A 15,355-nucleotide genomic window follows, 5' to 3' on the forward strand; every position below is an offset into this window, starting at 1 on the left:
TGCTATGAAACGTTGGGTCCTGCACATCGACATGGATGCGTTCTACGCATCCTGCGAGCAGCTCACACGCCCAACGTTACGCGGACGCCCCGTCCTCGTTGCTGGTGTCAACGGGCGGGGCGTTGTCGCGGGCGCAAGCTATGAAGCCCGCAAGTATGGGGCGCGTTCCGCAATGCCGACCCACCAAGCTGCGAAACTGGTGGGTCCGCGAGCGGTGCTCGTTGCCCCGCGGCGCCCGGTGTACAAGGTGGCGTCGCAACGCGTGTTTGAAATCATTGAGCGCAGAGTCAGCGTCGTGGAGCAGCTCTCTATCGACGAGGCGTTCATGGAGCCCGAGGAGCTCGCGGGAGCGAATCGGGAGACCGTGCTTGAGTGGGCCAACGAGCTACGTGGAGACATTAAGGATGAGACAGGCTTGCCAAGCTCGATTGGTGCGGGCAGTGGTAAGCAATACGCGAAGATCGGCTCAGGCCTGGCAAAACCCGACGGGGTGTACATTTTGCCTCACGAACAGCAGGAAGCGCTGCTGCACCCTCTGAACGTCAACGAGCTGTGGGGCGTTGGGCCTGTCACGGAGGCGAAGCTTGCGCAGGCCGGGATTGAAACGATCGGGGACTTTGCGGCGCTGAGCGAGAAGGAAGTCGATATTGCGCTCGGAGGGGTCGTCGCGAAGCAGTTGTGGCAGCTGGCGCGGGGGCACGATGATCGCCCGGTTGCGCCGAGGGCCGTCGCGAAGCAGATTTCTTCCGAGCACACTTTTCCCCAGGACCTGACCACCGCGGCCGAGGTTGACGCCGCGGTCGAGCGCGCCGCCGAGGAGTCGCACAGGCGCTTGCTGAAAGATGGGCGCGGTGCGAGGACTGTGACGGTGAAGCTACGGATGGCGGACTTCCGCATCGAGTCGCGTTCTGCGACGCTGCCTTACGCCACTGACGATGCGGAGACACTGCGCGCTACGGCGTTTCGCATCGTGCGCTACCCGGACGAGGTCGGCCCGATCCGGCTCGTGGGCGTGTCCTACTCGGGGCTGGAAGATGCGCTGCAGGACGTGCTGTTTCCGGAGCTAGACCAGGAAATCATCCGGCCTGTACCCGCTGACAGTGATTACGAATCCGGGGTCAGCGACCACGTGGCCAGCAGCGATATTGCAGTCGAGCTATACGACGGGCCTACCAACGGCGTGTGGCGCGCCACCCAGGACATCTACCACGAGGACTTCGGCCACGGCTGGGTCCAAGGTGCGGGCAAAGGCTGGGTGAGCGTGCGTTTTGAAACGAGGGCCACGGGGCCAGGGAAGATGCGCACATTGCGTATCGACGACCCCAAGCTCCAGCCAGCGGACCCGGTGGATTCCCTCGCGTGGCAGGACTGGCTCGACTCAGAACACTGACGCCGGATCCACGCCGTTGGCCAGCGCAGTCGCGAGCGCGATGCGCGCCTGACCAGCGCGTAGGAACCCCGCGGCGATCGCCCCTTGGGAGCCGAGGGTAGCGCCACCACCGGTGCCGCCGTAGGCGAAGGTGACCTCGCCGTAGGGCACGGAACTGGTGATTACGACGGGGATACCCGAATCGAGTGCGCGGGTGATTGCCTCACCCATGCCGGGGCCAACATTGCCGGATCCGAGCGCCTCGATCACGATGCCATCCGGGTTCATACTGGTCACGGCATCCACGATCTCGCCGTCCGCGCCGGGCCAAGCGCGCAGGATGGGGATGTGAATGGCAGCCAACGGCTTGCGGGCAAGTGCTGCAGGGCGGGGAAGTGGGCGTTCACTGCTCAAGGTGAAGGCCTCGAGGGCGTGTGTGTCGCGCTTCAACAGCCCACGGGCGGGCAGGGTGGCGCCGCCGAAGTGGAGGAGTACGCCGTTGTTGCGCCGAAGCGGATCTGCGGCGGCGGCAATCGCGCCCGCGAGGTTCCCGGGGCCGTCGGGGTGTTCGTGGTCGGCCGCGTGCTGGGCGCCGGTAAGCACGATCGGGCGGGGGTCGTCGTGCACGATGTCGAGTGCGAATGCGGTCTCCGCCATGGAGTCGGTGCCGTGGCTGATTACGATGCCACTGATCTGCGGGTCTTGCAGTGCTTGTGCAGTGAGGGAGCGGAGCTTGTCGATGTCAGCGAAGGTGATCGCGGACGAGTCGAGACGCAGCGCGTCATACACGCGGACGGGCTCGCTGGTGCCACTGGAGTGGACGAGGTCTTCAGCGCTAAGGCTTGGAACGAGCGCGCCGTCGGCGTTCGCAGTGCATGCGATGGTGCCGCCGGTGGCGATGAGCAGTACGAAAGATTCCATAACTCACAGCGTGCCAGAGTGGCGTATTGGTGCCAAGGTAAAAACGCCGGTAACGTTGGCAAGGTTAGAGCGGTGTCGGATCGCTAACTGTGACCGTGAGCCGCTGAAGACAATGCTTCAAGGAGAAATCGTGAAAGCAGCACCGATCGTAGCTGTCGCCGCCGCGCTGGGCCTCGGGCTCGGCGTGAGCGCATGCTCTGGCGACAACAGCCAGGATGATCCCGCGACCACGGCAACGCAGGCCACCAGCGAGTCTGTCGCGCCCGCCGCGCAGCAGCCAACCGCTGAAGAACTCAACGCAGTGCTCATGCGCGCAACCGATGCAAGCCTGCCGATTGAGGAGCGCGTGAACACGGTCCAGGGCGGAGAGAACGTCCCTGAACTGTTCGACGTGATGGCGCAGTCCCAGGAGGAGTCCGGCGCGAACTTCCAGGTCGTACCGCCTGTGCTTCCTGGCTACACCCCGGATACCGTTCTGGCAACGGTCAGCTTCACCCGTCCCGACTCCCAGCCGCAGCTCGCGGAGGACGTGGAATTCGTCTTCGAAGACGGCGTGTGGAAGCTTTCTCAGGTCTGGGCATGCACCCTGATCAACAACACCCTGCCGCCTGAGCAGGTGCCAGAGATGTGCAAGAGCTCCGCTCCGCAGCCGGCAGCCCCGGCTGAAGAGCAGCCAGGTGAGCAGCCTGCGGAAGGCTACCAGCAGGCACCGAACCTCTAAGCAGACACTACTGCTTATCCGCGCGCCAGAGCTCCTCAGTCCACAACGTGGCGAGAGTCAGAGTTCTGGCGCGTGCGTCTTTCTTGGCCTGGCGCTCGTGCCACTGGCGGCGTACCCAACGGTCATGGCTGGTGATGATGACGGTGCCCTCGAACGCGAGCAGGGCGTGCTCCAGCTCTTCGGCCAGTGCGAGCGAGAGGTGGTTTGTCGGCTCGTCGAGCAGCAGCAGGTCAGGCGGGCACGCCAGGATGATGCCCAGTGAGACGCGGCGACGCTGGCCGAGCGAGAGGTCGTCGAGCTTCTTCGCCGCCTGCTCCTCGGTCATCAGGCCCATTTCTACGAGGTCTGGCACACCCTCTGGGGTGAGCTCCGCGAACACTTCGCCCGCGGTTTTGTCGAGGTCCGTCCACGAGTCGTCCTGCTCGAGGCGTGCGACGGTCATCTCTTCCGGCATGATGATCTCGCCCTCGTAGTCGCGCAGCTGGCCGTCGATAATTTTCAGCAGCGTGGACTTGCCGGAGCCATTTGGGCCTTCAACGAGGAGCTGCTGGCCGGGCTGCACTTTGATACTCAGTGGGGCGAGGCGGTCAGGAACGGAGAGGTTCTGGGTGACCAGCGCCGGGAGCCCAAGCGAGGTCGCGGTATGCGGCGGAAGGCCGCGGAAGCGCAGGCGAGCCGGCGGCTCCGGAATCTCCGTTCGCTCAAGCGCTTCGAGGCGTTGCGACGCCGAGCGCCTGCGGTTGCCCACCGTCTTCGCCGCGCGGTCCGCCTGGTACTTTGCCGCCATTCGGATGTCAGAAGAGGCTTCTTGGGAGTGGAAGATGTCCTCGCCGGTTTGCTCAGCGGCCTTCTCAAGCCTGGCGCGCTCGTGCTCTTGCGCTGCGTAGTCGCTTTCCCAGCGGCGGCGTCGGTCCTCGCGGGCCTTGAGGTAGTCGCTGAACGTGCCACGGTAGCGGGTGCCCTGGCGGGTCTCCTCGCCGAAGCCGCCCTCGGCGCCCAAGCCAGGGTCGAGGTCGACGATGCCGTCGCACGCGGTGTCGAGGAAGTAGCGGTCGTGCGACGCGGCGAGTACAGGCCCCTTGAATGCCTCGAGCTCGCCGATGAGGAAGTCGACGGCTTCGTCGTCGAGGTGGTTGGTCGGCTCGTCGAGCACCATAGCGTCCACCGGGTGTAGCAGCAGCGTGGCCAGTGCAAACCGTCGGCGTTGCCCGCCAGACATCTCGCCCAGTGGGGTGGCCAGGTCGACGTTCGCAAGGCCGAGGCCAGCCAACACGGTAGCGATGCGGGCATCTAACTCCCACACGCCGGAGTTTTCCGCGCGGGACAACGCCCGGTCGTATGCGTCGGCCGCCTCCTGGTCGTCTGGGTTGTCGACCATGCGCTGCGCAAAGGTTGAGATGTCTTCCTCGACAGCGCGAAGCTCTTTGACGGCTTCGTCGATAAGTGATTGGGCGGGCTCGCTGAACGGCAGCGAGGTTTCCTGCGGGATGAAGCCCGTGATCGGGGGCGTGATAAGCACCCCTGCGTCGGGTTTCAGCTCTCCGGAGATGATGCCGAGCAGCGTCGATTTGCCGGCGCCGTTCTCTCCGATGAGCCCGGTGACAGACCCGGATGGCACCGCGAAAGAAATGTCGGTGAGGACGCGGTGTCCGCCTGGGTAGGAAAACGAAATGCCGTCAAGGCCAATATGCAGTGGGGCAGTCATGGGATGTTCCTCGTCATCAAATGTGGGCCGTCTCCTATACGTTATAGTCCACAACGGTCGTGGTGTCTTGGGCCACACGGGTATCGGCTTCGTCACTGCCGTAGACAAGCCGCGTAGCGGTAAGCACAGAACCGCCCACCGGAAGTGGCGAATGCAGGTCCACTGTCAGCGAGCCCTCCGAGTGTGAAGTGTTGCTCACCACGTGCAGCGTCGTGCCGTCTAGGGCGCCAGCGACCTCGTTATCAATCGTGATGGATCGCTTCAGCGGGCGTTCCTGGACATCTACTTTCAGCTCGAGTGTTGCGTCCTGTGCGGATTCCAGCGTGTACGTGGTGGTCCGTAGCATGTCCGAGGCACCAAGTCCTCGCTGCTCAACTTTCCAGGAGCCGCCTACGCCGACTGGCTCATCCGGGAAGACAACTTGCCACGACATCAATTCGAGCAAGTTCTTCTCGGCGATGGCCCGGCCTTCCTCATCGGAATCCGCCGTAGGCATCAGTTGTACCGCCGATACTGTGCCGTTAGGGTCGCTGTGCCAGCGCATCTGGAAGCCCTCGTTTGACGTCAGGCTGTTCTGCATCGCTAAATCCGAGTGCTCTAACCCTTCCGCGACAAGGTCTACCTGGCGCACAGCACCCTCGCTGCTGCTCTCTGAAGTATGCGTCGAAACGGTCAGCGTGACTGTGTCGCGCTCGTGCTCGCGCGCGATGACCGGCTCCGAGCCCTCCTCGCCGGGGTACTGCGCAATCGCGTGCGACAGCGCGACCCGCTGCGGCGCCGTAGTTTCGCTGTCTGCTGATGCGCCGTCCTCGTACTTCCACACCTGAGGGTTTTGTCCTTGTGAAAGTACCTGCACGACTGGTGACTCAACGGCGAACTCGGGAATGTCAGCGAATGGATCCGGCTCCTCGGCGCTGCATGCAGTGAGCGCAAAAACCGCGGCGGTGATGGTTAGAGGGCCGAACAATGAACTTTTGGGATGAGCGGAGTACAACACAACTTCACAAGCTACAGCATTTGCATACTACAGTTATCTGCGATGGGTAATTCAAAGGAATCACGCGTGCGCGGCGGAGCGTCAGCGAAGCGTCGCTCGCTCGGTGTCGTCGTAGGCGTCATGCTCGCTGTTGCTGCTGTGGATCAAGTAGTCAAGCAAATCATGGTGACATCCTTGACACCCGGTGAGCCCGTGCCAGTGATCGGTGATTGGGCTCGACTGTATTTATTGTTTAACCCTGGCGCGGCGTTTTCGATGGGGCAGAACTCGACGTGGCTGTTCACGACGATCCAGCTTGCGTTCGTTATCGGTGCGTTGATCTATGCCCCACGCCTTGCTGGCAGGTGGGAGACACTTGGGGTGGCGTTGATCGCGGGAGGGGCGCTTGGCAACCTCATCGATAGGCTCGCGCGCGAGCCGGGCTTTTGGTTCGGCCATGTCGTTGACTACATCTCCATCGGTTCGTTTGCAGTGTTCAACCTTGCCGACGCCGCCATCACCATCGGGGTGGCCGTCGTCGTCATCTCGATGTTTGCAAAGGAGGCGCGGTCGTGAGTACGGGGTTTCGCGCGCTTCCGGTGCCTGAGGGGCTGTCGGGGATGCGCGTTGACGCGGCAATTGCAAAGCTCTTTGGGGTCTCGCGCAGTGTTGCGGCAGAGATGATCGCCGACGGCAGCGTACTTATCGACGCCTCCCCAGTACAGAAATCCGATCGTGTTACTGCGGGCGCCCTGCTGGAGGCCACGCTGCCACCGCCGAAGCGCGCGCCGGAGCCTGTGGTAGATCACGTCGACGGACTCGACGTGATCTACCACGATGCGGACGTCATCGCTGTGGACAAGCCGGTAGGCGTTGCCGCCCACCCAACACTGGGTTGGGAGGGGCCAACTGTGGTCGGTGGGTTGCAGGCGATGGGTTTTACACTGCCAGATGCTGGCCCCCCGGAGCGCAAGGGGATTGTGCAGCGATTGGACGTCGGCACGTCCGGAGTGATGGTTGTCGCAAATAGTGTGCGTGGCTATTCGGTGCTGAAGCGTGCGTTCAAGGACCGAACAGTGCACAAGACGTACCACGCGGTGGTGCAGGGGCTGCCTGACCCGATTGTCGGCACGATCGACGCGCCGATCGGGCGCCACCCCTCAGCTGGGTGGAAGTTCGCTGTCACGGCGGATGGGCGCCAGAGTATTACGCACTACGAGGTGCTCGAGGCGTTTCGCCAGGCAAGCCTGCTTGAGGTCCATCTGGAAACAGGGCGCACACACCAGATTCGTGTCCACATGTCTTCGGTAGGGCACCCGTGCGTCGGCGACCCAATGTACGGGTGTGACCCGAACCTTGCCGCCAAACTTGCGCTCAACCGACAGTGGCTGCACGCCACCAGCTTGACGTTCGACCACCCAAGTACCGGAAAGCCAATGACGGTGAAATCTTCCTACCCGGACGACCTGCAGCACGCCTTGGACATGTTGCGATCGGCGAACCGTGGCTAACCAGGCAAAGAGGTGGCGCGGCGCAATCGCGGCGTTGCTCGCCGGTGCTGTGCTTTACGGATGCTGCTACCTAGTTGGCGTCAATAATCCACCGGAGCAACCTGTGCTGCAAGGGGACGCTCTGGGGGTGGAACAAGGTGAGACGGCGCAGGCGTACGCGGCGCGCGCGGAGCAGAGCCTCGAGGAGGCAGCGCGGGCAGGTGAACAGGCTCATTTCGCGCTTGTATCGTTTAGCCATCCTTTGAATCCAGAAGAAGCAGACGCAGTGCTACGCCCGATTGGGCGTGTGAATGCCGTGATCACTAAGTTAGGTGCGAATCCAGTCGGAGAGCCTGCGCCCGGAGCGTCGCGCGCCGAGATATTCCGAGGAGTCTCTGCACACATTGAAGGCGCAGTCGTCTACGACGCTGTTGCGCATTTGGCTGATGTGAACGATGTGAACGATGTGTTTGCTGTGGAAGTTTTACCAGCTGACGCGGTATGGGGCGCGTTCGCAATCCGGCCCGTAAGTTTCGTAGACGCACAGTGAAGGCGTGTATAGTTTTCCGGGATTGCACCTATACGCGCATCCAAAAGGTGCGCGGAAAACAACACGAGGAGAGACATTGGTTTCCGACCCTGGAATCAACGCCCGAAGCCCGCAGCGTCAGCGTTTTTCGAAAACGCGAATTGTGGGTGTCACGCTGGCTACAACCGCAACGTTATTTGCGGCCTCGTGTGGCGCTATTGGCGGTGGTGATGACGGCGGGCACGATGGTTTGCTCGCCGGAGATTACACGATCGCTGCAGAGGAAAACCTCACCAATAGCATCGTGGTCAACGGCAACATTGCGCCGATTCGCTCAGTGAGCATCACGACCGCGCTGCAGTCCGAGGTCGAACGGCTCGCAGTGCAGCCCGGCGACCGCGTCGCGAAAGATCAGTTCTTGGTGCAGATGAACACCGACGCGTTGCAGCGCCAACTTGCCAAGCAAGAAAAGCAGCAGGCGAGTGCCCAGGCAGAAGCGATGCAGGGCGTCGAGCAGGCCAAGAGTCAGCTCAACGCGTACGACCAGGCGATGGCAAACGGCTCCAACCCGGCCGTGGCTCAGGCGCAAGCGCAGGTGGATCAAGCGCAGGCAGCGCTTGATGCTGCGCTTGCCGCGCAGGGTGGCGCACGGATGATCGCTTCGCCGAAGATCGCAGCCCACGTTCAAAAGATGGCCGGCGATTTGTCATCCCGTCTGCCAGGCGGTTCCGGCCACGGCATCCGCACGGCACCTCCTGCAGCCCCGGCCGCGCCGGGTCAAGTTCCGGGTGGCGGCCAGGGTGCTGTCCCGATGCTGAGCGTGGAGCAAGCTCGAGCTGCACTTCAGGAGTCGCAAGCCGCGCTGGAGGCCGCCAAGGCTCAAGCCGGGCAGGAGCGTCAGCAGTTGCAAGCACAGGTTGACTCCGCGTGGCGTGCAGCAGAGAATGCTTCAGCCACTGACGACGACGGTACGCTGCAGCTCCAAGTGCAGGAGGCGACGATTAACGCTCCGATGGCTGGCGTAGTCACAAACGTTGACGTGCAGGTAGGCGACATCCCACAAGGCCGCGTGCTTGGCATCGCAGACGACTCCCGTCTGCTGATCCGCGCGAGTGTGCGCGAGGCCGACGTCCCGGCGATCAAGCAAGACAACCGTGTTGAATTCACGTCGACTGCGACTGGCAAGAAGAAGTTCACCGGACGTGTCACGCGAGTTTCCCCGGTCGGTTCCACAGGCGCGAGTGCTGGTAGTGGGGCAGAGGCTGCAGCAGCAATGTCCGCAGGTGGAAGCGGTGGCGGGTCCTCAGTGACGTTCCCGGTTGAAATCGAAGTCACCGGTGACAAGGAAGGCCTGCTGCTCGGTGGCAGTGTGCGTGCTGAAATTATCACTGAAGAGGCGAAGAACTCCATCAACATTCCTCGCGACGCCGTCTACGACGAGAACAAGATTTTGGTGCTCGCAACGGAGAACCCCGGCGACACCAGCGGCGTCGTAGAAGAGCGCACTGTCAAGACCGGTGCGAAGAATGACGTTGACGTTGCTGTCACAGGCGGCGAGCTCAAGCCAGGCGACATCGTGATCAACTGGCCTGAGAACTTCAAGGACAAGGTTGGCTCCACCGTGAAGGTCAACGACGAAAACTTTGATCCTGAGCAGGTAAAGGACGCAAAGGACAAGAAGCCGACAGGCAGTGCCGCTGCAACCACTCCGGCGACGTCTTCTGCAGCGCCGAAGTCTTCCGCGCCAGCGGAAAAGGAGGGGTAGGCGATGGCACGGAACCCCTTCCGAAAGCACTCCCAACAACGCGTACAGGACGATGCCACCGACGCAGAGTTCGACGAGTTGTTTGAGGCCGCCGAGCCTTCGACGGAGGAGCTCGAAGTACCAACGCCGACAGAGCCAGTTGCGCAACCTCAACCAACACTGCACACACCTGCAGGGCAAGAGGCGATGTCGAAGAGCGGTCTGCTCATTGACATGCGCAGGATCGTCAAGACGTACAACGTCGGAGAGCCCAGCGAGCTGACCGTGCTGCATGGCATCGACTTCCATGCAGAGCAGGGCGAATTTGTCTCTATCGTCGGCCCGTCGGGTTGCGGCAAGTCGACGCTGATGAACCTGGTTGGCATGCTCGACCGGCCGACAGACGGCGCGTACGCGTTCAACGGCGAGCCGGTGTACGCCAAGTCAGACAACGAGCTGGCTGCGTACCGGAGCCAGAACATCGGCTTCATTTTTCAGAACTTCAACCTGATTGGCCGAATCGACGCGTTGCAAAATGTGGCGATGCCAATGATGTATGCGGGCGTCGATAAGAAAGAGCGCGAGGAGCGCGCCGCTGAACTTTTGAACATGATGGGCATGGGCGACCGCTTGCACCATAACCCGAACGAACTGTCGGGTGGGCAGAAGCAGCGCGTGGCAATTGCTCGCAGCCTTGCCAATGACCCTGACCTGTTACTCGCGGATGAGCCTACCGGTGCCCTGGACTCCAAGACGGGCCGCATGGTGATGGACCTCTTCCACGAGCTGCACGACGACCTTGGCAAAGCCATCGTCTTCATCACGCACAACCCTGAGTTGGCAGAAGAAACTGGCCGCATTGTAGAGATGATGGACGGGCGCATCGCGCAGGTTCGCGCCCCACTGGGGGCGAGGCCATGAACGTAGGAGAGTCAATCAAGCTTGCCTCCTCGTCGCTTCGGAAGAACAAACTTCGCTCGTTGCTGACGCTGCTGGGCATCATTATCGGCATTATGGCAGTGGTCATTATTATGACGCTGGGTCGTGGTCTGGAGCGCCAGGTGATGTCGGGGCTCGAAGGCGTCGGCACTACGACGCACCCGGTGATGGTGCATGAGCGTCCCGATGACGCGGATGCATCCGAGGATCCCTTCGCGGCGTTTTCTTACGCGCCACCATCCGATGAGCGCAACGCAGTCACTCCCGAGCAGCTCGATGAGCTGCGTCAGGCATTTGGGGACCGTATCCAGGGCGTGGACATCGATGTTTCCACGAGTGGGGAAGTGGTCTCCGATGACACAACTGTGTCCACGAACGTCAAGCCGGTCCTTGCAGACTCGATGAAGGTGCGAAACATCGAAGTGCAGTTCGGCCGCGAGATTTCCCAGGATGACATCGATGGGCACCGACCGCTCGCAGTGGTGAGCCCCTCGCTTATCGACGCCCTCTTCGACGGCAACGCTCAAGCCAGTTTGGGCAAGCGCATCGATGTGGTCGTAGACGACCAGCCGGCAGTGTTCACTATCGTGGGTGTGCTCGATGGCGAGGAAGATTCCCGCGGCGGCGGAATGTTTGGTGCCGCAGAACAGTTTGCGGACATTTATATCCCGCTCACCGCTGCAGATCGCGTTGGGCTTGACAGCGACTGGTTCACGTCATTTTCGGTGCAATCGGCGCCGGATGAAGACGCGAAGACCTTCCAGGCGGACCTGCAGCACTACATGGACCGTTGGTACGCCAATAACGAGGATTACACCATTGAGGTGGTGGATCTTTCCTCGAGCTTGGAAGAGCTGACGAGCGTATTCCGCATCATGTCGACGGTGCTCTCCGCGATCGGCGGTATCTCTTTGCTGGTCGGTGGTATCGGTGTGATGAACATCATGCTGATCACCGTCACTGAGCGCACGCGGGAGATCGGTGTGCGCAAAGCGTTGGGCGCCAAGCAAAGCGATATCCGTACACAGTTCATCGTCGAGGCGATGCTGGTGTGCCTGATTGGCGGCATCATCGGTGTGATTCTGGGCGGGGCGATTGGCATGATCGCGACGGCCGCGTTCGATGCCTTTACATGGCCGCCGCTCGGCGCAATTGTGTTGGCGCTCGGGTTTTCGCTGGCAACCGGTATTTTCTTCGGTGCCTATCCAGCCGCGAAGGCTGCAAAGATGCAGCCTATTGATGCTTTGCGTTACGAATAAGTTCGCTGGTTGCTGGCTCTTTTGGCCGTGTCCGAAGTCTGGATAAGATGAAGCGCATGGCCAAAAAATCTTCCTTCGTCCACCTGCATAACCACACCGAGTTTTCGATGCTCGACGGCATGGCGAAAGTTGACATGCTTGCGGAGGAGGTCGTGCGCCAGGGCATGCCCGCAGTGGGCATGACTGACCACGGTAATATGTTCGGCTCGAACGCGTTTTACCGCCAGATGGTGGACGCGGGGGTGAAGCCGATCATTGGCATCGAGGCCTACTTGGCGCCGGAGTCGCGCCTGAATAAGAAGCGCGTGCTGTGGGGCACCCCTGACCAGAAGCGCGACGATGTGTCCGCCTCCGGTGCGTATCTGCACCAGACGATGCTGGCAGAAAACGCGACCGGCCTGCGCAATCTGTTCAAGCTCTCGTCGCTGGCTTCGTACGAGGGGCAGCTTGGTAAGTGGCCGCGCATGGATGCGGAGCTCGTCGCCGAACATGCCGACGGCATCATCGGCACCACGGGGTGTCCGTCGGGTGATGTGCAAACCCGTTTGCGGCTTGGCCAGTACCGTGAGGCCCTTGAGGCCGCGGCGATGTGGCAGGACATCTACGGCCGTGATAACTACTTCCTCGAGCTCATGGACCACGGTCTGGATATTGAGCAGCGCGTACGTAATGACTTGCTGCGCATCGGCAAGGAGCTCGACCTTCCGCCACTGGTGACGAACGACTGTCACTACGTCCTGGAGTCCCAGGCGCCGGCGCACGAGGCCATGTTGTGTGTGCAGACCGGCAAGACGCTGATGGACCCGGACCGCTTTAAGTTCGACGGCACCGGCTACTACATCAAGTCAGCTGAGCAGATGCGCGACCTGTGGGACTCTACGGTGCCTGACGCCTGCGATAACACCCTGTGGATTGCGGAGCGTGTCGGTGACTACAGCGAGCTGTGGGAGGAACATCCGCACGACCGGATGCCGGTGGCTGACGTGCCGGAAGGGGAGACCCCAACAACGTGGCTGCGCAAGGAAGTGATGCGTGGTTTGCAGGCGCGCTTCGAGGGCAGGGAGGTGCCGGAGGAATACATCGAGCGCGCGAACTACGAGATCGACGTCATCGATATGAAGGGCTACCCGTCCTACTTCCTCATCGTTGCCGAGCTGATCAAGCATGCGCGCGAGGTCGGCATTCGCGTCGGGCCGGGCCGTGGCTCCGCGGCGGGTGCGCTTGTGGCGTACGCGCTGACCATCACGAACATTGACCCGATGGAGCATGGCCTGCTCTTCGAGAGGTTCTTGAACCCGGAGAGGCCGTCGGCACCTGATATTGATATCGACTTCGACGACCGCCGACGCGGGGAAATGATCACGTACGCTGCAGAGCGCTGGGGCGAGGACAAGATCGCACAGGTGATTACCTTCGGCACGATTAAGACGAAGCAGGCTATTAAGGACTCGGCCAAGGTGAACTTCGGCCAGCCCGGCTTCCAGATGGCGGACCGTATTAACGCAGCGCTGCCTCCTGCGATCATGGCGAAGGACATTCCGCTGGCAGGTATTACGGATCCGGAACACCCGCGTTATAACGAGGCAACCGAGGTGCGCTCCATGATTGAGACTGACCCGGACGTTGCGCGCATCTATGAGACCGCACGCGGCCTGGAGGGGACCGTGCGCCAGGCAGGCGTGCACGCTTGTGCCGTGATTATGGCGTCGGTACCTTTGATGGACCATATCCCGATGTGGAAGCGGCCTGCCGACGGTGCGATCATTACTGGTTGGGACTACCCAGCGTGTGAGGCCATCGGCTTGCTGAAGATGGACTTCCTTGGCCTGCGAAACCTCACCGTGCTTGGCGACGCACTGGAAAACGTGAAGAAGAACCGCGGCGAGACCATCGACCTTGAGTCGTTGAGTACTGACGACCCGAAGGTGTACGAGTTGCTCTCTCGCGGCGATACGCTTGGCGTGTTCCAGCTGGACTCGGGTGGCATGCAAGAGCTGCTCAAGCGCATGGGCCCGACTGGTTTTAAGGACATCGTCGCCTCGCTTGCGCTGTATCGCCCAGGCCCGATGGGCATGAACGCCCACTGGGATTACGCGGACCGCAAGAACGGCCGCAAGCCGATTACGGCCATCCACCCGGAACTTGAGGAGCCACTGAAGGACATCCTGGACGAAACCTACGGTTTGATCGTGTACCAGGAGCAGATCATGGAGATCTCCCGAAAGGTTGCGAACTACACCGCTGGTGAGGCAGACGGCTTCCGCAAGGCCATGGGTAAGAAGAAGCCAGAGGTGCTGGCGCAGCAGTACGAGAAGTTCTGGTCGGGGATGCAAGACAACGGCTATTCCAAGAGCGCGATGGACGCACTGTGGCAGATCATTGAGCCGTTCGCTTCCTACGCGTTTAACAAGTCTCACGCGGCGGGCTACGCGCTGGTGTCCTACTGGACGGCGTACATGAAGGCGAACTACACAGCCGAGTACATGGCGGCGTTGTTGACCTCGGTGGGCGATAAGAAGGACAAGTCGGCGATCTACCTTTCCGACTGCCGCCACCTTGGCATTTCCGTGCTCCAGCCAGATATTAACGCCTCCGAAGAAAACTTCATGGCTGTTGGCGAGGACGTTCGATACGGCCTCGCGGCGGTGCGTAACGTTGGCGTCGAAGTTGTTGAGTCGATTAAGGAGACACGCCGGACGAAGGGCGAGTTCACGAGCTTCTCTGACTACCTTGACAAGATTGACCTACTGCCGTGTAACAAGCGAATTACTGAATCCCTGATTAAGGCCGGTGCGTTTGACTCGCTTGGTCACCCGCGTAAGGGGTTGATGCTCATCCAGGAGGATGCCGTCGATTCTGTGCTTACCACGAAGAAGGCTGCTGACAAGGGGCAGTTCGACCTGTTCGCCTCCTTTGGCGGTGACGACGCTGTTGCTGCTGACAACGCGTTTGCGTTGCAGATCCCGGATGAGGAGTGGGACAAGAAACACAAACTTGCTCTCGAGCGTGAGATGCTGGGCTTGTATGTCTCGGGCCACCCGCTTGACGGTTTCGAGGAAGCAATTGACGCACAGACCGATACTCAGTTAACGACGATCCTCTCCGGCGAATTGCGAAATGGCGCCGAGGTAACGATTGGCGGTCTGATCTCTTCAGTCGATCGACGTTTCTCGAAGAAGGACGGTTCCCCTTGGGCGATCGTCACGATTGAGGATCACCACGGCGCCTCCGTTGACGTGTTGCTGTTTAACAAGGTGTATTCGCTGGTTGCGCCACAGATTGTGGAAGACAATATCATCCTTGTGAAGGCGCACGTCTCGATCCGTGACGAACGCATGAGCCTGTTCGGCGACGACGTCAAAACCCCGGAGCTCGGGCCTGGCAACGGTGCTGGGCTGCCACTGCGTCTCACGCTGCGCACCGAGCAGTGCACTGTGGATAATATCCAGCGTTTGAAGGGCGTGCTGCAGAACAACCCGGGCGACTCGGATGTGTACCTGAACCTTGTACATGGCGACGAGACGCAAATGATGGTGTTAGGCGACCATCTGCGGGTGGAGCGTTCAGCGAGCTTGATGGGCGATCTGAAGGCGACGATGGGGGTTGGGATCCTCGGCTAGTGGAGGGGAGTGAATATATTCCCCAGTGTGAAAATCGGCTTGGCTACACTCTGTCGTTGGAATCAATACCAGCTAAGAGGCG

The 15,355-nt window shown here is 61.2% G+C and carries 12 protein-coding genes; 9 read left to right on the forward strand and 3 right to left on the reverse strand.

Features of this window, described 5'->3' with window-relative positions:
• The first annotated feature begins 4 nt into the window (after window positions 1-4).
• Entirely contained in the window at window positions 5-1,390 is a 1,386-nt protein-coding gene (locus BJP06_RS00500) for a DNA polymerase IV (RefSeq protein ID WP_071572466.1), read from the forward strand.
• Here the strand turns inward: BJP06_RS00500 and BJP06_RS00505 are convergent.
• Window positions 1,379-2,290 (reverse strand): asparaginase, encoded by a 912-nt coding sequence (locus tag BJP06_RS00505; protein ID WP_071572467.1) that lies wholly within the window; start codon window positions 2,288-2,290, stop codon window positions 1,379-1,381. The two genes, BJP06_RS00500 and BJP06_RS00505, sit on opposite strands and share 12 nt — an antisense overlap.
• Window positions 2,291-2,420: 130 nt before the next feature.
• On the opposite strand from BJP06_RS00505, the gene BJP06_RS00510 reads away from it, so the two are divergent.
• Window positions 2,421-3,011, forward strand: a complete 591-nt coding sequence (locus BJP06_RS00510; protein ID WP_070363472.1) for a hypothetical protein — start codon at window positions 2,421-2,423, stop codon at window positions 3,009-3,011.
• A gap of 7 nt (window positions 3,012-3,018) precedes the next feature.
• Here the strand turns inward: BJP06_RS00510 and BJP06_RS00515 are convergent, their stop codons facing one another.
• Both BJP06_RS00515 and BJP06_RS00520 read right to left on the reverse strand, forming a co-directional pair.
• Entirely contained in the window at window positions 3,019-4,716 is a 1,698-nt protein-coding gene (locus tag BJP06_RS00515; RefSeq protein ID WP_071572468.1) for an ABC-F family ATP-binding cassette domain-containing protein, read from the reverse strand.
• A 34-nt stretch (window positions 4,717-4,750) separates the two neighbouring features.
• Window positions 4,751-5,683: a DUF6263 family protein gene (locus BJP06_RS00520; protein WP_071572469.1), complete on the reverse strand. Its 933-nt coding sequence runs from the start codon at window positions 5,681-5,683 to the stop codon at window positions 4,751-4,753.
• A 72-nt stretch (window positions 5,684-5,755) separates the two neighbouring features.
• Here BJP06_RS00520 and lspA point away from each other — a divergent pair, with 72 nt between their 5' ends.
• The 7 genes from lspA (at window position 5,756) to dnaE (ending at window position 15,273) form a co-directional block, all read left to right on the forward strand.
• Window positions 5,756-6,268, forward strand: a complete 513-nt coding sequence (gene lspA / locus BJP06_RS00525; RefSeq protein ID WP_071572470.1) for a signal peptidase II — start codon at window positions 5,756-5,758, stop codon at window positions 6,266-6,268.
• A 44-nt stretch (window positions 6,269-6,312) separates the two neighbouring features.
• A complete protein-coding gene (locus BJP06_RS00530) occupies window positions 6,313-7,203 on the forward strand; it encodes an RluA family pseudouridine synthase (protein WP_083433160.1) in 891 nt (296 codons plus the stop codon).
• On the forward strand, window positions 7,196-7,732 hold the full coding sequence (locus BJP06_RS00535; protein ID WP_071572472.1) for a hypothetical protein: 537 nt from the start codon (window positions 7,196-7,198) through the stop codon (window positions 7,730-7,732). Before BJP06_RS00530 ends, BJP06_RS00535 begins: the two co-directional genes overlap by 8 nt.
• A 76-nt stretch (window positions 7,733-7,808) precedes the next feature.
• Window positions 7,809-9,476: an efflux RND transporter periplasmic adaptor subunit gene (locus BJP06_RS00540; protein WP_071572473.1), complete on the forward strand. Its 1,668-nt coding sequence runs from the start codon at window positions 7,809-7,811 to the stop codon at window positions 9,474-9,476.
• Between the two features lie 186 nt (window positions 9,477-9,662).
• Window positions 9,663-10,376: an ABC transporter ATP-binding protein gene (locus BJP06_RS00545; protein ID WP_070478973.1), complete on the forward strand. Its 714-nt coding sequence runs from the start codon at window positions 9,663-9,665 to the stop codon at window positions 10,374-10,376.
• Complete coding sequence (locus BJP06_RS00550; RefSeq protein WP_070362232.1) at window positions 10,373-11,653, forward strand: ABC transporter permease; 1,281 nt, start codon at window positions 10,373-10,375, stop codon at window positions 11,651-11,653. The genes BJP06_RS00545 and BJP06_RS00550 overlap by 4 nt, the downstream gene beginning before the upstream one ends.
• A 56-nt stretch (window positions 11,654-11,709) precedes the next feature.
• Complete coding sequence (gene dnaE, locus BJP06_RS00555) at window positions 11,710-15,273, forward strand: DNA polymerase III subunit alpha (protein ID WP_070362233.1); 3,564 nt, start codon at window positions 11,710-11,712, stop codon at window positions 15,271-15,273.
• Window positions 15,274-15,355 lie beyond the last annotated feature (82 nt).

The organism is Corynebacterium sp. NML120713, from assembly GCF_001875735.1.
GTDB lineage: Bacteria > Actinomycetota > Actinomycetes > Mycobacteriales > Mycobacteriaceae > Corynebacterium > Corynebacterium pseudogenitalium.